This is a genomic window from Desulfomicrobium salsuginis (genome assembly GCF_054657795.1).
Map to the genome: position 1 here is coordinate 73265 of NZ_BAAHYA010000001.1, position 16629 is coordinate 89893.

A 16629-nucleotide genomic window follows, 5' to 3' on the forward strand; every position below is an offset into this window, starting at 1 on the left:
AAAAACGTGGGTTATGTCGGCTGGTCTGCGCGAAGCATCCCGCCGTGGCGGGCCGCGCCGTGCAGGCCGGTGTCCGGCGCAGTGACGAGGCGTACGGGAATCCCGGCGAGCTGTGCGCCGTAGGCCGGGCAATCCCGGAATTCCCTCAGGAATTCTGGGTTCATGACCAGAAACGGGTTCTTGGCCGCCAGGCCGCCGCACAGGAAGAGCCCGCCCCAGGCCAGGACGTGCAGCGCGTAGGCCCTGCAGGCCCGCGCGAAGAACCGGGCGAACCAACGCGTCGTCTCGCTGTCCGGGCCGATCTCGGCGGCGACCTCGGCCGGCGTCAGGCGCCTGCCGGTCAGAAATTCGTGCAGGCTGGAGAGGCCGGACCCCGAAACCAAGATGTCCCCGAAGGCGTGTGAGAGTCCCGTGCGTTTCTTCAGAAAGGCCAGAAAGGCGAACTCTTCCTCGTCCACGAAGGCCAGGGGGGCATGTCCGCCCTCGGAGGGGACGGGCAGAACCCCGCCGCCGGGCAGGGGGACGAGGGCGCAGTGCCCGAGGCCAGTCCCTGCGCCGAGGGCGGCCGTGACCCCGAGGGGCGCCTCTCCGGAGCGCGCATTCCCGGCCTGCACGTCCAGCGCGGTCCGCGCCGCATGGGCCGTCGCGCAGCCCAGGGCCTGGGCCACGAAATCATTGATCAGCACAGTGCGGGCGCGGGGCAGTCCGGCGGCCGGGTCGTCCAGGTCGATGCCCCACGGCGCGTTGGTCAGCCGGCAGCGGGTTCCGTCCAGCACGGGACCGGCCACGGCCAGGACGATTCGGTCCGCGGCCGCGGGTGTCAGGCCGAAACCCGATTCCGCCAGCATCCGCAGCAGTTCCGGCAGGGAACCGGCCGAAGCCGTCGGAAAGCTCCGCGACTCGACGAGTTCCGCCTCGCATCCCCGGACCGCCTCGAAGTGCCCGAATCGGCTGTTCGTGCCGCCTATGTCCGCCGCCAGGATCGTCGCCATGACAGCCCCCTCCCCTCTGCCCGTCACAACGAAAAGCCGGGTCAAGCCCGGCTTCTCCTACTTCGTAGCGCTGGTCCCCGCCTCGCGGATGCGCTCGGCCACGTATGCCACCAGATCCTCGTCGAGTTCGTCGACATTGAAGCACCGCGCGTCCTCGCCCATGAGGCCTCCAGGCACCCAGTCGCCCTGCTCGTCGGGATCGGTGATCATGTCATCGTAGAAACAGACCGACAGCCAGCGCTGCTCGGGGTCGTCGTCGATGACGTCGATGAGCGCGAAAAGGTCGCGCCCCTGCTGGGCAGGGTGGGTGCCGCGCAGGGAATAGGTGATGCCCGGCCGGGCCTTGAAGCCCAGGACCACGCCCTCGACGGATTCGAGAGCCTGTCTGCAGGCGAGAAAGGCCTGCCTGGAGTCGCAGGACTCCCAGTCCGCAAGAAACGCTTCCAGTTCCGCCACCGAATTTTCCATAAGATCGCTCCTTAGCTTGGAAGAATTAACGAATTTCCCTGGCCTGCGAGGTGAAGGAAATGCCCTGCCCGGACTGCGCCCCGATCATGACCGACTCGACCACCGGGGCGTTGATGGGCTGCGCCGCTTCCCAGCGCACCAGAAAGTTGGCCCCGGACCCGCCTTCGACGTCCCGCTCCGCCACGACGTAGCGGATGGAGGCCAGCGGGCCCAACTCCCGCGGCGCGTCGAGATAGCTCCGCACCATACGCCCTTCGGTGTCGTAGTAGTCCACGGCCGTCAGCCGCAAGCCGGACCTCGGGTCGGTGTTGCGGATGGACAGGGTCACCGCCAGGTTGAAGGGACGCTCCTTGTCGCCGGTGTAGATGTGCGAATAGACCGGCACGTAGAGGGCTTGCCCGGAGGACAGCTCCGGCCCGCCGCACAGTCCCGCGGCGGGAATGAGGGACAGGAGAAGAAACAGCCAGCGCATGAGGTCCTCCGTGGCGGAGCCGTGGCCCCGCCCAGGCTAGGAATTGACGTCGTCAATGCTGGGGATGAGATTCTTGGGGCCCTCGGACTCGTAGCGAAAGGTGTGGCTGAAGGGCGTCATGACCTCCAGGGCCTGCTCCAGGGTCGCGCCTTCGGCCATGAGTTTCTCGATCTTGGCCTTTTCCCGCCACATGTCGCCCAGTGGGTCGTGCTCCTTGTTCTTGATGGGGCCCACGACCTTCTCCCAGTCATAGGGGTCGGCCTGCTCCTTGGTCACGATCTCCCAGTACTCGCCGGGCCTGCGCGCCTTGTCCGCCCTGGAGGCGGTGGCCTCGTCCAGGATCTCGGAGAACCTGGGCACGTCCTCGGCCCACAGGTTGATGACGGCTTCGGGCTTCTTCAGCACCTCTCCTTCCTTGCAGCGATAGACCAGATATGCTCGGGACATGCTTTCCTCGTTGTCGTAAGTGTTGCGAAATGAAAATTCTAAAGGCCCATGCGCACCAGGGCCATGGACACGGCCGGGCGGCTGTAGTCCATGCGCGTCACGCGCCCCCTGCTCAGGATGCCGATGATGCCCTGGGCGTAGCCAATGCGGTCGTTGTCCGTCAGTCCGGCGCGGCGCACGGCGGGGTCCAGTTCGAGGCCATCCTCCACCACCAGACGCGTGACCTCGGCCGGTAGCTCGAAGGCCGGGCCCAGGCCCAGATGCATCTCCTCGCCGTCGAAAATGGCGCAGGCCGTAAGGTTCATGTAGCCCGTGGCCGTTTCCGGCACCGGCACCAGACCCGATTCCAGGGCCACGGACAACTCGCACCCGGCAAAGGCCGCCCGGGCCCTGTTCTTGGCCCCGCGCAGGGTCTCCTCCAGTCCGATGGGCTGGACGGACACGCCTGAATCCACGCTCACGGGCACGAAGTCGGCCTCGGGGAAGCGCGTCTCCATGACGGCGCGGATGGCCCCGAGCTTGACCGGGTTCATGGACCCGACGTTGATGATCACGAAAACCTCCCGCGGCCCCTTGCCAGAGCCTCGCCCCCTCTGCCACAGACCGGGCAGGAGGAACCCATGCAACGCGCCCTCATCCTCATCGGACTCGTCATCCTCGCCGTGGGGCTGGCCTGGCCGCTCATCGGCAAGCTGCCCCTGGGGCGGCTGCCCGGCGACATCGTCATCGACCGGCCGGGCTTCAAATTCTTCTTCCCGCTGACCACGGGGATACTCATCAGCATCGTGCTGAGCTTCATCGCCTGGCTCTTCAGAAAGTGACAACCTGCCAGCCGGCTTCCATGTAGGAGCCCATGGACGGGTGCCCGCTCATGTCGCCGATGAGGGGCACGCCGGCGGCCTCGACCTCGGCGGCCACGCCCAGCTTGACGGAACAGGCCTTGCAGGCGCCCGCCAAGAGCCCCTTCTCCCGGACCTGGGCGAAAAGCCTGGCCAGGGGATGGTCGGGCTTAACCAAGGCCGGCGGCAGGGCCACGGAAGCCCCCTCCATGACGATGGTCGCCTCGTGGCCCCTGGCCTGCAGGTCCAGGGCGTTCAGCAGCACGTGGATGAAGCACATGGGGTCGCCGTTGAAGACGAAAAGGGCTGTTTTCACGGACCGCCTCCTTAGAATTTGCGGATGAGGATCACCCCGGCGAAAAGCAGCACCGCGCCCGCGATCCTGCCCAGGGAGATGGGCTGTGACGCCACGCCCAGCCAGCCGTAGTGATCCATGACCAGGGACGCGGCCATCTGGCCGGCGATGAGCAGGGCCATGACGCTCATGGTCCCCAGGCGGGGCACGGCGACGATGGTCATGGTCACGAAAAACGCGCCCATGGCGCCGGCCGTCCAGGCCCACCACGGCAGCTCGGCCACGACCCTGCCGCCGGGCCAGGGCAGGCGCAGGGCCAGGCAGAGCAGGCCCAGGGCCACGGTGCCCGTCAGGAACGAAAAGAACGAGGCCAGGTACGGACTGTTCATGTACACGGCGGTTACCGCGTTCACGGCCGGTTGGACCGGCATGAGACACCCGGCCAGTGCTGTCAAGGCGAGAATCAGTCCATCCATCATTCCTCCGGGGCGGTCCGGGAATAGACAATTGCCGCCCACTGACGGCTTTGATACGGTATGCGTCCGCGCTGATCAAGAAGCGCGGGAAACTCTGCCGACCCGCCTCCACAGCGGGCGACGAAGGGGGAAACATGCTCGAAATCCTGCGCAGAAGACGCAGCGTCCGCCACTACACGCCGCAGCCCATTCCGGCCGATGTCATGGACCAGCTGAAGGAGGCCGTGCTGCGCTCGCCGTCGTCCCGCGGCCTCGACCCTTGGGAATTCATTTTCGTCACGGACAAGGACCTGCTGGCCAGGCTCGCCACGGCCAAGCCCCACGGCGCCCACTTTCTGCGCGACGCGGCCCTGGGCGTTGTCGTCCTCGGCGACGAGGGCAAAGCCGATACCTGGGTCGAGGACTGCTCCATCGCCTCCATCATCCTGCAGCTGGCCGGCGTGAGCCTGGGCCTCGGGAGCTGCTGGGTGCAGATACGCATGCGCGCCTGCGACGAATCCGCCTCGGCCGAAGCCCGCGTGCGGGAGATCCTGAACATCCCGGCCCACCTGCGGGTTGAATCGATCATCAGCATCGGATACCCGGCCAAGGCCCACAAAGGGCATCCCCGCGAAAACCTCAAGGATCGCACGATCAAAACCGACACCTACGCATGACCCCCACCACCGGCCCCATCCGCCATGACCGCTACCGCTTCTGCCCGGCCTGCGGCGCCCCCCTCGAACCAGGGCGCGTCCACGCCGACGGGCCGGACCGCCTGATCTGCACCGCCTGCTCCGGCGTAGTCTATTTCGACCCCAAGGTCGTGGCCTGCGTCGTCCTCGAAATCGGGGGCAAGATCCTGCTCATACGCCGCAAGCGCCCCGACGACACGGAAAAATGGCTCCTGCCCGGCGGCTACGTGGACGAGGGCGAGCCCGTCGAGCTGGCCGCCGTTCGCGAGATCCGGGAGGAAGTGAACCTCGACGTCCGGCTTGAAGGGCTGGTGGGCGTCTTTTCCTACGCCGGGTGGCCGCCGGTCATCGTCGTCTACAGCGCCCGCCTGGACGAGGCAGCACCCAGCCCCGGCGAGGAGACCGAGGACCTGGCCCTCTTCGCCCCCGAGGCAATCCCCTGGTCGAAACTGGCCTTTCCCAGCACCCGCGACGCGCTTTTGGCGCACCTGCAGGGCAGGTCTTGCCAACCCATGCCCCTGACCGTATTCACAGCGGCTGCACACGAACCCGGGACATCCCGCACCACCACGACAGACTGAAGGACCACCATGGACACGCCATCCACCCCATCCAATTTTCTGCGCGCCATCATCGAAGAGGACCTACGTAACGGCAAGAACGAGGGACGGGTCTTCACCCGCTTCCCGCCCGAGCCCAACGGATTCCTGCACATCGGGCACGCCAAGTCCATCTGCCTGAACTTCGGCCTGGCTCGTGACTACGGCGGGCGCTGCCACCTGCGCTTCGACGACACCAACCCCGGCAAGGAGGACCCGGTCTACGTGGCCTCCATCAAGGAGGACGTGCACTGGCTCGGCTTCGACTGGGGCGACCATCTCTATCACGCCTCGGACTATTTCGAACGGCTCTACGCCTTCGCCGTGGAACTCATCGAGAAGGGCAAGGCCTACGTCTGCTCCCTGTCGGCCGAAGAGGTCCGCGAGTACCGCGGCACCCTGACGGAGCCCGGCAAGAACAGCCCCTACCGCGACCGCTCCGTGGAGGAGAACCTCGACCTCTTCGCCCGCATGCGAGCCGGCGAATTCCCCGAGGGGGCGCACATCCTGCGCGCCAAGATCGACATGGCCTCGCCGAACATGAACATGCGCGACCCGGCCCTGTACCGCATCCTGCACCAGGAGCACCAGAACACGGGCAACGCATGGTGCCTCTACCCCATGTACGACTTTGCCCACGGCCTGTCGGACTCCCTGGAGCGCATCACCCACTCCATCTGCACCCTGGAGTTCGCCGACCACAAGCCCCTCTACGACTGGCTCCTCGACCAGCTCGACGTGCCCAGCCGGCCCGTGCAGTACGAGTTCAACCGTCTGAACATCAACTTCACCGTGACCAGCAAGCGCAAGCTCAAGACCCTGGTCGAAAGCGACGTGGTGGCCGGGTGGAACGACCCGCGTATGCCCACCATCTCGGGCCTGCGCCGCCGGGGCTTCCCGCCCGCGGCCATGCGGGACTTCTGCGAGCGCATCGGGGTGAGCCGCTCGGACAGCTGCGTGGACATGGGCGTGCTCGAGAACTGCGTGCGCGAGAACCTCGACGCCACGGCGCCCAGGGCCATGGCCGTGCTGCGGCCCGTGAAACTCGTCATTGAGAACTACCCCGAAGGCCAGGAGGAATTCTTCGAACTGGCCAACCACCCCAAGAACCCGGACATGGGCAGCCGCAAGGTCGGCTTCTCCCGCGAGGTCTTCATCGAGGACAGCGACTTCATGGAGAACCCCTGCGCCAAGTTCTTCCGCCTGGCACCAGGCAAGGAGGTGCGCCTGCGCGGGGCCTACCTCGTGACCTGCACGGGCGTGGTCAAGAACGACGACGGCACGGTCAGGGAAGTACTCTGCACCTACGACCCCGCCAGCCGCGGCGGCGACGCCCCCGACGGCCGCAAGGTCAAGGGCACCCTGCACTGGGTCAGCGCCCGGCACTGCGCCGAGGCCGAGGTGCGCCTCTACGACCGCCTCTTCACCGCGGAGTTCCCCGGAAAGGACGCGGACTTCCTGGATCAGATCAACCCGTCCTCCCTGGAGACCCTGACGGGCTGCAAGGTCGAACGATCCCTGACCGAGGCCGCCCCCGAGGACCGATTCCAGTTCGAGCGCCAGGGCTTCTTCTGCGCCGACCGCTTCGACCACGCGCCGGACAGGACGGTCTTCAACCGCACGGTGACCCTGCGCGACTCCTGGGCCAAGGTGGCGGGCTAGCATCTGCAGGCGATGGACGAAATGGACGATCTGGACGGCATGGACGGGATGGACCGGGCGTGCCGTTCTTTTTTTTGGCGGAGGCGGGCGTGATCCTGTACACGCGGCCCGAGCTCACGTCGCCCATGCCGTGCCCCTACCTGCCGGAGAAGGTGCTGGTCTACGCCTCTTTCTACGCAGACAGCCTGGATTGCCGCGAACTGACCTGGCTGCTGTCCAGGGGTTGGCGCAAATTCGGCCACAACTTCTTCCGGCCGGCCTGTCCGGGCTGCAGGGCCTGCATCCCCCTGCGCGTGCCCGTGGACCGCTTCCGGCCGAGCCGAAGCCAGGAGCGGGTCCTGCGCCGCTGCGCCCATATCCGCGTGTCGTTTGGCCCCCTGCGCTACGAAAGCCCGCTTTTTGACCTATATCAGAGACATTCGCTGGTCCGTTTCGGACAAGAACACAGTTTCGAGGATTTCGCCGCCAGCCTCCACTCGCCGTCCTGTCCGGCGGTGCTCTCGCGGTACGAGGAGGACGGGCGCCTCGTAGGCGCGGGATACCTCGACCGAAGCAGCGACGGGCTGAGCTCCGTGTACTTCGTCTTCGACCCTGACGTCTCGCGCCTGAGCCTCGGCATCTTCAGCGTGCTGCGCGAAATCCGGGAAACGGCACGGTTGGGGCTGCAGCACTACTATCTAGGGTACCTCGTCCCGGGGTGCGAGCGCATGGCCTACAAGGCCGGATTCGCCCCCCACCAGCTCTACCACTGGGACGACGAACTCTGGCACGAGGCCGGCAGTATTCCGGAACCGCCGTCACCGGGCATGATTCCGCTCTTTTCGGGGTGGACAGGTCCGGATTAGACATTACAAAGTGTTCGTTCTGATAGAGAACAAAGGAGCTTTTCATGGAACATCGCACAGTTTACTTCGACAACAACGCCACAACGCCCCTGCACCCGGAAGTCAAGAAGGCCCTGGTCGAGGGGCTTGAGATATTCGGCAATCCCTCCAGCATGCACTCCTTCGGCCGCGAGGCCCGGGAAAGGATCGAGGAAGCCCGTGAATCGGTCGGCTCCTTCATCGGCGCCAAGCCCGACGAGATCCTCTTCGTCGGCAGCGGCTCCGAAGCCAACAACACCGTCCTGTCTCTGCTGAACTGCGACAGCGGCACCTGCTCCTGCTCCCTGAGCGGACGTCACGATCTGGTAACCACCGCCATCGAGCACCCCTGCGTGCTCAACACCGCCCGCAGCCTGGGGCGCAGGAAGCATGGCGTGCACTATCTCAACGTGGACAGGCACGGCCGCATCGACCTCGATGACCTGCGACGGGCCGTGACCGACAAGGTCGGCATGGTCTCCATCATGATGGCCAACAACGAGATCGGCACCATCCAGGACATCCGGGAGGCCACCCGCATCACCCACGAGGCCGGAGCCCTCTTCCACACCGACGCCGTGCAGGCCGTGGGCAAGATCCCCGTCGACGTGCGCGACCTGGACGTGGACTTCCTGACCATGTCCGCACACAAGATTTACGGCCCCAAGGGCATCGGCGCCCTGTACGTCAAGAAGGGCGTGCCCTACTGCCCGCTGATCCTGGGCGGCCATCAGGAAAACGGCCGCCGTGCGGGCACGGAGAATTCCCTGGGCATCATCGGCATGGGCAAGGCCGTCGAGATGCGCGCCATCGAGATGGACGCCGAGGAACGTCGGCTCCTGCACCTGAAGAAAGCCCTGCGTGACGGCATCGAGAAGGCCATCCCCGACGTGCTCTTCATGGGCCACCCCGAGCACTCCCTGCCCGGGACGCTGAGCGCGTCCTTCATCGGCGCCGAGGGCGAGTCCATCCTCCTCTACCTGGACCTGGCCGGCATCGCCGTGTCCACGGGTTCGGCCTGCGCCTCGGGCTCCCTGGACCCATCCCACGTCATCCTGGCCACGGGAGTGCCCGTGGAGAACGCCCACGGTTCGGTGCGCATCAGCCTGGGCCGTGAGAACACCATGGAAGACGTGCAGTACATGCTCTACCACCTCCCACCCATCATCGACCGCATACGGACCATGTCCACTGCGTACAGGAGAAGATAAATGGCCAAATGGACATACTCCGACAAGGTCAAGGATCACTTCATGAACCCGCGCAACATCCTGCGTGAGGAGAAAGAGGCCGATTTCCACGGCATCGGGCAGACGGGCAACATCAAGTGCGGCGACGAGATGATGGTCTACATCAAGGTCGACCCCGACAAGCTGACCATCACGGACTGCAAGTGGCGCACGTACGGCTGCGCCAGCGCCATCGCCAGCACCTCCATCCTGTCCGAGATGGTCATCGGCATGACCCTGGACCAGGCCTACGGCATCACGGCCAAGGACATTCTGAAGGAGCTGGACGGCCTCCCCGACAACAAGGTGCACTGCTCGGTGCTCGGCGACAAGGCCCTGCGGGCCGCCATCGACGACTACTATCGCCGGAACGGGATGGAGGACCGCATCAAGACCCAGGGCGCCAAGATCGTCTGCGAATGCATGCAGGTCACGGACGAGGACATCGAGCACGCCGTGCTGGAGGGGGCGCGCAGCTTCCACGAACTGCAGGAGATGACCAAGATCGGCACGGGCTGCGGCGAGTGCCAGGAGAACGCACAGGCCGTCATGTCCGGCTACATCCAGAAGCATTTCGGACTGTAACCCCAAGGAGGGCCGCCATGAAGATTCTGGCCTTCGGCGCGACGGGTTTCGTGGGGGAGCACCTCGTGCCCCATCTCGTGGAACGCGGCCATGAGGTGACCGTGGCGGCCCGCTCCGGAAAGGCGCGCTTCGCCCCGCCCGTGGTCGTGCTCAAGGCCGACCCCACCGCGCCGGGCCCGTGGCAGGATCTGGTCGCGGGGTTCGACGCGGTGGTCAACCTGGCCGGCACACCCGTCACGACCCGTTGGGACGAAGCGGGAAAGAAGAGCATCCTCGAATCGAGGGTGCTCAGCGCCCGCAACATCGTGGACGCCCTGTCGCGCACCGCGGGCAAGACCTTCCTCTGTGCCAGCGCCGTGGGCTACTACGGCGACGGCGGGGACAAATTACTGACCGAAGACGCGCCGCGCGGGACGGGCTTCCTGGCCGACGTGGCCGCGACCTGGGAGGCCGAGGCCCGACGCGCCGAAAGTTTCGGGCACCGCGTGGTCATGCCACGCATCTCCGTTGTCCTCGGCGACGGCGGGGCCCTGGCCAAGATGCACCTGCCCTTTTCCCTGGGCCTGGGCGGCCGCCTCGGCAACGGCAAGCAGTGGTTCCCCTGGATCCACATCCGCGACCTGGTCCGCGCCATGAGTTTCCTGCTGGAAAACCCGGCGGCCCGCGGGGCCTTCAATGCCTGCGCGCCCGAAGCCGTGACCAACGCCGGCTTCACCGCCTCCCTGGCCCGGGCCCTGAAGCGCCCGGCCGTCCTGCCCGTCCCGCCCTTTGCCCTGCGGCTGGTCATGGGGGAGGCGGCGGCCATGCTCCTGTCAGGACAGCGCTGCGTCCCGGCGGCTCTGCAAGCCCTGGGCTTCGCCTTCGAACACCCGAATCTGGACAGGGCTCTGGCCGACATCGTCCCCGCCCTGAAAAAAGGCTGACGCCGCCGATTTGCCCCCGAACCCGTGCTCCTTGTTTTTTGAGGCTCCCTGGCTTACCAGACAGGGAGCTTTTTTCGGCTGTCCGCACTCACCCCAAGGAGACGCCATGGACAACGCGCCCATCTTCGACACCGCCATCCCCAGCCTGGGCCCCTGCAAGGTCGACAACCCGCTGCCCTACTGCCACCATATCGACGACACCGCCAAGATGCGCATGTTCCTGTCAGGAGACGTCATCGAGGACGCATCGGGATCCGACGCGCTGTGCGAGTTCGAGGAGGCAGGCCCCAGGCGGATGATCTATTTCGACCCGCCCAAGACCAAATGCGCCATCGTGACCTGCGGCGGCCTCTGTCCGGGCATCAACGACGTCATCCGGGCCATCGTCATGAGCGCCCACCACAACTACCACGTGTCCGGAACCTTCGGCATCCGCTACGGACTGCAGGGCTTCATCCCCAAATTCAAGAACGACATCATGGAACTCACGCCCGAGAGTGTGTCCGAGATCCACGAGTTCGGGGGCACGGTCCTGTCCTCGTCGCGCGGGCCCCAGCCGCCCGAGGAGATCGTCGACGCCCTGGAGCGCATGAACGTCTCCATCCTGTTCATGATCGGCGGCGACGGGACCATGAAGGCGGCCGACATGGTCACCCGGGAGGTCCTGCGGCGCGGGCTCAAGATCGGCGTGGTCGGCATCCCCAAAACCATCGACAACGACATCAATTTCGTGACCCGCTCCTTCGGTTTCGACACGGCCGTGGAAAAGGCCACCGAGGCCATCCGCTGCGCCCACGTCGAGGCCCTGGGCGCGCCAGGCGGCATCGGCATGGTCAAGCTCATGGGCCGGGAGTCCGGGTTCATCGCGGCTCAGGCCAGCCTGGCCCTGAAGGAGGTCAACTTCGTGCTCGTGCCCGAGGCCCCCTTCGAACTGCACGGACCAGAAGGATTCCTGGCCAAGCTCAAGGAACGCATCGAACAGAGGCAGCACGCCGTCATCGTCGTGGCCGAGGGCGCAGGCCAGGACCTGTGCCGCGCGGACAACGGGCAAGACCTGTCGGGCAACCCCATCCTCGGCGACATCTGCGACGTGCTGCGCAGAGAAATCAAAAAATATTTTAGTGAGTTGAACGTTCCGTACACGCTCAAGTACATCGACCCGAGCTACATCATCCGGTCCATACCGGCCAACTCCAACGACCGCATCTATTGCGGCTTCCTCGGCCAGCACGCCGTGCACGCCGCCATGGCCGGCAAGACGGGCATGGTCGTGTCCAAGCTCCAGGACCGCTACATCCACCTGCCCCTGCACCTGGTCACGTCCAAGCGCCGCAAACTGAACATTCTCTCCAACTATTGGCGGTCCGTGATGGAATCGACCGGACAGCCCCAATCCATGTTCAACTGCACGAACAAGGCGGATAGGTCATGAAACGCGTTCTCATCGTTCTCGTCATCCTGATTTTGGCCGGGGGAGCCTACTGGTTCCTGCAGAACCGTGAACGGCTCTTTCCCAAGCCCGAGGCCAGGGAAGTGGCGCCCCAGCGGTGGCAGATCGGCACGGGCAAGGTGACGGAGCCGTCCAACGCCACGGCCATGCTGCCCGCCAACGCGACGAACGCCAGCGTCGAGACGAACGCAACGGCCAACGCCACGGCCCCCGAAACGCCCGTGGACGAGATCGTCCGGCACGACTTCGTCAAGAATGTCAGCGCGTACCTCGTTGCCCGCTACCTCCCCGGAGGCACCAAAAAGAACCCGGGTGTGCAGGGCCGCTTCGACCTCAACGTCAAATCCGTGAACATCCGCTACGGCGTGGATTTCCCCGGTCTGAACGTGGACCCGGCCGACACGCTGGGCGCGCGCAAGATCATCTTCGGCCATGTGCTGCAGGGCCCGACCCTTGATTTCCTGCACGCCGCCTACACGCCCCTCTTCCTGGACAGCCTCGACGAGTCGCTGCGCACCGCCACCCACACCCTGGCCTCTGGCCAGAGTGCGCCCGTGACCGAAGCGCAGCGTGCGGAAATGCTGACCCTGCTGGCCTCCCGCCTGCGCACAGTGGGCCAGACCGTAGCCGTCCTGGCCAGGACCGACACCATCAAGCCGCTGGTGGCCAAATACCTTCAGGACATCGACAACGTCGGCCAGGCCCACCTGGCCTTCTGGAACCTGCAGGGCGACAAGGCGTCGCCCGCGGCCCGCGACGAGGCCAGCGCACGCATCAAGACCACGATCCAGACGCGGGAGATCTCGCGCCAACGCCTGTTGCAGGCCATCGTCAGCTCGGCCGCCCCCCAGGGTCTGGACGCTTCGGAGCTCATCTATCTTGCGCAGTGGGTATACCGCCGCAGCGAGGAAAACCGGCAATGGGCCGGAGCCGCGGGCAAGGCGGGTGAATTGCTGACCAAGGTCGCCGAAGCCGTGGAGGAGCGCTCGCGCCAGCCGTGGACGGAAACCGGCGGAAACGCCACGTCGGGCGATCCCGCCGAGGCGGGGCAGTAGTCAGGACAGGAAGGACTTTTCGAGCCGGCACGTCTGCACGACGTCCCCCCCGGCTTCATGCAGGACGAACTCTATGGAACCCCGGGCACCCAGCCGGGGTTCGCATTTTTCGTTGTTCCAGAGTGTGAGCCAGCCGGGCCCCCATTCCGAATAGGGAAAGGACAGGGTTCCGATGCGGTAGAGTTCGGTCACGCTCCAGCCGGATTCGGCCAATTCTGGGGCGTGCGCCCGGAACCAGACCAGGGAGCGGGCATGGGCCCTCCCCTGCTCCTTGGAAATTTTTCCGCATTTCAGCAGATCGGAGCTGGCCTCGAGTTCCTGTTCAAATGTCGACATGATCCTTCCTGGGTGTGTCATGGGTGCGAGACGGGGCGGGTGTACTGCACGCCGATCCCGTAGCGCGTCCTGTCGGTGCACCCCAGATCCCTGGTCCAGCGCACCCGGCCCTGGAAGCTCCGGTGTGCGGCCAGCCCCGGCTTTTCGGGGTGAAGGTTCAAAAGCTGAAGGTAGATGATCTCGCCCGTGCGCAGCGGGGAGCGGGTTTCCATGCACAGACCGCCCTCGCCCATGTCGACGAGCCTCGCGTCGTAGTACTCGTCGCTGTCCAGCCTGCTGTATTTCACGCTGTTTTCCTTGCGCTCACGCTGGAACGCGCGCCTGTTCCGCGAACCGTCTTCCATCGTTGCCTCCCCATCCCCCCATGGCCATGGAGGAATCTCTTCTGATCCTATAGTCCTTTGCGGGGAAATGAAAAGAGGCTTCAGGCCAGGCGGTCGAGCCCGTCAGGGGTGCACAGGAAAAAACCCTCTTCCGCCAGCCGCCCGGCCAGCATGCCGTGGCCCTCGATGCGCACCCCGGTGAATGTGCCGTCGTAGATCACGCCGATGCCGCAACTGGGCGAACGCGGCTGCAGCACCGCAGCCCGGGCGCCGGTCAGGGAGGCGATGCGCAGGACCTGCTCCACGCCGCGGTAAAAGGCTTCGGTAACGTCCGCGCCGCTGCGGGCCAGGGCCCTGTCCCCGCTCAGTTCCACGGCATCGCGGGGAGTGGGCAGCCCGCCGAGCTGTTCGGGACAGACGGGAATGAGCGTGAAGCGCGAGGCCAGGTCCGCGACGCGCCCGTCGGTCTCCATGCGGCCGTCGTAGCGGCAGTACACGCCCAGTAGGCAGGCGCTGACCAGCAGCGGTTGCCGACCTTTTTCCTGGAAATCGTCCCTTGTCATCCAGCCCTCCATCCTGTAGCCGTTGAGCTCGCAATTACCAAAAAAATCGTGACATTCCGGAGGCTTCATGTCCATGCTGCAATCCACCCTCGACCGCATCAGTCCTCTCGACCCGACATATTTCGAACAGGCCCAGGCCCATCTCGACTCGCAGACCAAACCCAAGGGCAGCCTCGGCACCCTGGAACGCATCGCCTGCCGCCTGGTGGCCCTGGCCGATGGCGATGCGCCTCGCGTGGACCCCGCCCGCGTCTACACCTGCGCCGGCGACCACGGCGTAGCGGCGCAGGGTGTGAGCCTCTTTCCACAGGACGTGACACGACAGATGGTCGAAAACTTCGTGCGTGAAGGCGCGGCCATCAACGTCCTGACCCGCACAGCCGGCGTGGATCTCAAGGTCGTGGACGCCGGCTGCCTGGGCGGGCCCTTCCCCGAGCACCCGGCCCTGGTGCAGTGCAAGGTCGCCCCCGGTACCCGCGACTTCACGACCGGCCCGGCCATGACGCGCCAGGAGTGCCTGACCGCCCTGGAAAACGGGGTGCGCCTGGCCCGCTCCGCGCGGGAAGACGGGGTGAAAACCCTGTGCACGGGCGAGATGGGCATCGCCAACACCACGCCGGCCACGGCCCTGTTCTGCGCCTTCCTGGGCCTGGAACCCGAAGCCATCACCGGGCCGGGAACGGGCCTGAACGCCGAAGGCATCCGCCACAAGATCCGCGTCATCGAGCGTGCCCTGGCCCTGCACGCGCCGGTCGTGGCCACGGGCGACCCCATCGACATCCTGGCCTGCCTGGGCGGCTTCGAGATCGCCACCCTGGCCGGAATGATCCTGGGCGGGGCGAGCCTGGGCATGGCGATCGTCATCGACGGCTTCATCTCCTCCAGCGCCTTCGCCGCTACCAGGGCCATCCACCCCGCCGTGGCCGAATACGCCTTCTTCGCCCACGCTTCGGCCGAACCGGGCTTCGCCGCGGTCATGGACGGCCTCGGAGGCGCCCCGCTGCTCAACCTGGGCATGCGTCTGGGCGAAGGCACGGGCGCGGCCATGGCCGTCTTCATCCTGCGCTGCGCGGCCAACATCTACAACGAAATGGCCACGTTCTCCTCGGCCGGGGTAGACTCCGGACATTGAAAAAGGGCGGGCGGAAAACCGCCTGCCCTTTCATGTCGCGAGCATCTCGGCTCAGACGGCCGCGCCGCTCCTGTACACCGCGTCCAGAATCTCCTGTCCGCCGCGCTCCAGAACCGCCCGGGCCACTCCGGCGCCCAGGGCCACGGCTTCGGCGGCCGGGCCCGAGGCTTCCTGACGGATGACCCGCTCGCCGCACAGGTCGGCCACCAGACCCGTCATGGTCAGGGTCGACCCGGACAGGGTGGCGAAGCCGGCGATGGGCACCTGGCAGCCGCCGTCCAGACCAAAAAGGAAGGACCGCTCGGCCTCGACGCAGGCCCTGGTAGACGCGTGGTCGAGGAAGGCCAACAGCTCGTCCAGCTCGGGCCGGTCGGTGCGGTATTCGATGCCGAGCGCCCCCTGGGCCACGGCCGGAAAAAAGGACGGCGGGGCCAGTTCCTGCATGTGCGGAGCGCCAAGGCCCAGTCGGTTGAGTCCGGCCATGGCCACGATGATGGCGTCGAACTCGCCGGCCATGAGCTTGCCCACGCGGGTGTCCAGGTTGCCGCGCAGGGAGACGATGCACAGGTCCCGGCGCAGGCCCATGAGCTGGGTCTGGCGGCGCAGGCTGCTGGTCCCGACGTGGGCGCCGGCCGGCAGGGAGGCGACGTCGGGGTAGGTCGCGCTCAGGAAACAGTCCGTGGGCGCCTCGCGCTCGGGGATGATGCCGAGCTTGAGGCCCTCGGGCAGTTCGGCGGGCACGTCCTTCATGGAGTGCACGGCGATGTCGGCCTCACCGGCCAAGAGCGCCTCTTCGATCTCCTTCACGAACAGCCCCTTGCCGCCGATCTTGGCCAGGGGGACGTCGAGAATCTTGTCGCCCTTGGTCTTGATGATGTTCAGCTCGACGTCGATGCCGGGGTACTGGGCCTTGAGAAGGCCCGAAATGTGGTGCGCCTGCCACAGGGCGAGCTTGCTCCCGCGGGTGGCGATGCGAATATTCTTCATCAATGATCCTTGAAAGTTAACCACAGCTGGAGCAGTTGCCGCCGCTGCAGGAACCGCAGCCGCTCTTGCCCCTGGTGGTGATGGCGCTCGCGCTGGGCGAGCCGGCGACGATGGGCCCTCCGGTGCGGAAGACGCCCCGGGACATGAGTTTGGCGGTGTCGCCGGAGCCGCACGCCGGGCACACGGGCTGTTCGCCGCCGAGGACGATTTCCTCGAACTCCTTGTGGCAGGTGTTGCAGACGTATTCGAAGATGGGCAT

23 protein-coding genes are annotated in these 16629 nt (G+C 66.1%); 11 read left to right on the forward strand and 12 right to left on the reverse strand.

All coding sequences use genetic code 11. From position 1 onward, the window contains the following. Positions 1-11: 11 nt before the first annotated feature. The 5 genes from ACYQ3G_RS00245 to yjjX are packed head-to-tail and all read right to left on the reverse strand — an operon-like array spanning position 12 to position 2933. A complete protein-coding gene (locus ACYQ3G_RS00245; RefSeq protein WP_459821255.1) occupies positions 12-992 on the reverse strand; it encodes a glucokinase in 981 nt (326 codons plus the stop codon). 57 nt (positions 993-1049) lie between these two features. Further along, positions 1050-1460 carry a hypothetical protein gene (locus ACYQ3G_RS00250; RefSeq protein WP_459821257.1) on the reverse strand — a complete coding sequence of 137 codons (411 nt, stop codon included), beginning with the start codon at positions 1458-1460 and terminating at the stop codon, positions 1050-1052. 25 nt (positions 1461-1485) lie between these two features. Beyond that, entirely contained in the window at positions 1486-1932 is a 447-nt protein-coding gene (locus ACYQ3G_RS00255) for a DUF3124 domain-containing protein (RefSeq protein ID WP_028578635.1), read from the reverse strand. 36 nt (positions 1933-1968) lie between these two features. Beyond that, positions 1969-2379: a hypothetical protein gene (locus tag ACYQ3G_RS00260; RefSeq protein WP_028578636.1), complete on the reverse strand. Its 411-nt coding sequence runs from the start codon at positions 2377-2379 to the stop codon at positions 1969-1971. A 38-nt stretch (positions 2380-2417) separates the two neighbouring features. Next, a complete protein-coding gene (gene yjjX, locus ACYQ3G_RS00265; protein WP_459821260.1) occupies positions 2418-2933 on the reverse strand; it encodes an inosine/xanthosine triphosphatase in 516 nt (171 codons plus the stop codon). 66 nt (positions 2934-2999) lie between these two features. Between yjjX and ACYQ3G_RS00270 the strand changes: the two genes are divergently transcribed. After that, positions 3000-3200 carry a DUF2905 domain-containing protein gene (locus ACYQ3G_RS00270; protein WP_459821262.1) on the forward strand — a complete coding sequence of 67 codons (201 nt, stop codon included), beginning with the start codon at positions 3000-3002 and terminating at the stop codon, positions 3198-3200. Here the strand turns inward: ACYQ3G_RS00270 and ACYQ3G_RS00275 are convergent. Next, positions 3190-3534, reverse strand: a complete 345-nt coding sequence (locus ACYQ3G_RS00275) for a cytoplasmic protein (protein WP_459821264.1) — start codon at positions 3532-3534, stop codon at positions 3190-3192. The two genes, ACYQ3G_RS00270 and ACYQ3G_RS00275, sit on opposite strands and share 11 nt — an antisense overlap. A gap of 11 nt (positions 3535-3545) precedes the next feature. Further along, a complete protein-coding gene (locus tag ACYQ3G_RS00280) occupies positions 3546-3989 on the reverse strand; it encodes a DMT family transporter (RefSeq protein WP_245578374.1) in 444 nt (147 codons plus the stop codon). A 134-nt stretch (positions 3990-4123) separates the two neighbouring features. Between ACYQ3G_RS00280 and ACYQ3G_RS00285 the strand changes: the two genes are divergently transcribed. From ACYQ3G_RS00285 to ACYQ3G_RS00325, 9 genes are all read left to right on the forward strand, one after another. Beyond that, positions 4124-4645, forward strand: a complete 522-nt coding sequence (locus ACYQ3G_RS00285; protein ID WP_459821267.1) for a nitroreductase family protein — start codon at positions 4124-4126, stop codon at positions 4643-4645. Further along, entirely contained in the window at positions 4642-5244 is a 603-nt protein-coding gene (locus ACYQ3G_RS00290; protein ID WP_459821269.1) for an NUDIX domain-containing protein, read from the forward strand. The genes ACYQ3G_RS00285 and ACYQ3G_RS00290 overlap by 4 nt, the downstream gene beginning before the upstream one ends. 9 nt (positions 5245-5253) lie before the next feature. Further along, the gene (locus ACYQ3G_RS00295; RefSeq protein ID WP_459821271.1) at positions 5254-6924 is read left to right on the forward strand and encodes a glutamine--tRNA ligase/YqeY domain fusion protein; all 1671 of its coding nucleotides are present in this window, start codon (positions 5254-5256) and stop codon (positions 6922-6924) included. 89 nt (positions 6925-7013) lie between these two features. Then, positions 7014-7769, forward strand: coding sequence for an arginyltransferase (locus ACYQ3G_RS00300; RefSeq protein ID WP_459821273.1), 756 nt, complete (start codon positions 7014-7016; stop codon positions 7767-7769). A gap of 44 nt (positions 7770-7813) precedes the next feature. Next, a complete protein-coding gene (locus tag ACYQ3G_RS00305; protein ID WP_459821275.1) occupies positions 7814-8998 on the forward strand; it encodes a cysteine desulfurase family protein in 1185 nt (394 codons plus the stop codon). Next, on the forward strand, positions 8999-9601 hold the full coding sequence (locus tag ACYQ3G_RS00310) for an iron-sulfur cluster assembly scaffold protein (protein ID WP_459821277.1): 603 nt from the start codon (positions 8999-9001) through the stop codon (positions 9599-9601). It abuts the gene before it with no gap. Positions 9602-9618: 17 nt separating this feature from the next. Beyond that, positions 9619-10524: a TIGR01777 family oxidoreductase gene (locus ACYQ3G_RS00315; protein ID WP_459821279.1), complete on the forward strand. Its 906-nt coding sequence runs from the start codon at positions 9619-9621 to the stop codon at positions 10522-10524. 106 nt (positions 10525-10630) lie between these two features. Further along, the gene (locus ACYQ3G_RS00320) at positions 10631-11956 is read left to right on the forward strand and encodes an ATP-dependent 6-phosphofructokinase (RefSeq protein ID WP_028578646.1); all 1326 of its coding nucleotides are present in this window, start codon (positions 10631-10633) and stop codon (positions 11954-11956) included. After that, positions 11953-13029: a hypothetical protein gene (locus ACYQ3G_RS00325; protein WP_459821282.1), complete on the forward strand. Its 1077-nt coding sequence runs from the start codon at positions 11953-11955 to the stop codon at positions 13027-13029. Before ACYQ3G_RS00320 ends, ACYQ3G_RS00325 begins: the two co-directional genes overlap by 4 nt. Here the strand turns inward: ACYQ3G_RS00325 and ACYQ3G_RS00330 are convergent, their stop codons facing one another. The 3 genes from ACYQ3G_RS00330 to ACYQ3G_RS00340 form a co-directional block, all read right to left on the reverse strand. After that, positions 13030-13365 (reverse strand): hypothetical protein, encoded by a 336-nt coding sequence (locus tag ACYQ3G_RS00330; protein ID WP_459821284.1) that lies wholly within the window; start codon positions 13363-13365, stop codon positions 13030-13032. 17 nt (positions 13366-13382) lie between these two features. Further along, positions 13383-13709, reverse strand: coding sequence for a PilZ domain-containing protein (locus tag ACYQ3G_RS00335; RefSeq protein ID WP_281168298.1), 327 nt, complete (start codon positions 13707-13709; stop codon positions 13383-13385). An 80-nt stretch (positions 13710-13789) separates the two neighbouring features. After that, on the reverse strand, positions 13790-14251 hold the full coding sequence (locus ACYQ3G_RS00340) for a 2-thiouracil desulfurase family protein (protein WP_459821286.1): 462 nt from the start codon (positions 14249-14251) through the stop codon (positions 13790-13792). 67 nt (positions 14252-14318) lie between these two features. On the opposite strand from ACYQ3G_RS00340, the gene cobT reads away from it, so the two are divergent. Beyond that, positions 14319-15383, forward strand: coding sequence for a nicotinate-nucleotide--dimethylbenzimidazole phosphoribosyltransferase (cobT, locus tag ACYQ3G_RS00345; protein WP_459821288.1), 1065 nt, complete (start codon positions 14319-14321; stop codon positions 15381-15383). A 51-nt stretch (positions 15384-15434) separates the two neighbouring features. On the opposite strand, the gene hemC is transcribed toward cobT, so the two are convergent. Further along, positions 15435-16370: a hydroxymethylbilane synthase gene (hemC, locus tag ACYQ3G_RS00350; protein WP_459821290.1), complete on the reverse strand. Its 936-nt coding sequence runs from the start codon at positions 16368-16370 to the stop codon at positions 15435-15437. A 16-nt stretch (positions 16371-16386) separates the two neighbouring features. Further along, the gene (locus tag ACYQ3G_RS00355; protein WP_028578653.1) at positions 16387-16629 is read right to left on the reverse strand and encodes an FmdB family zinc ribbon protein; all 243 of its coding nucleotides are present in this window, start codon (positions 16627-16629) and stop codon (positions 16387-16389) included.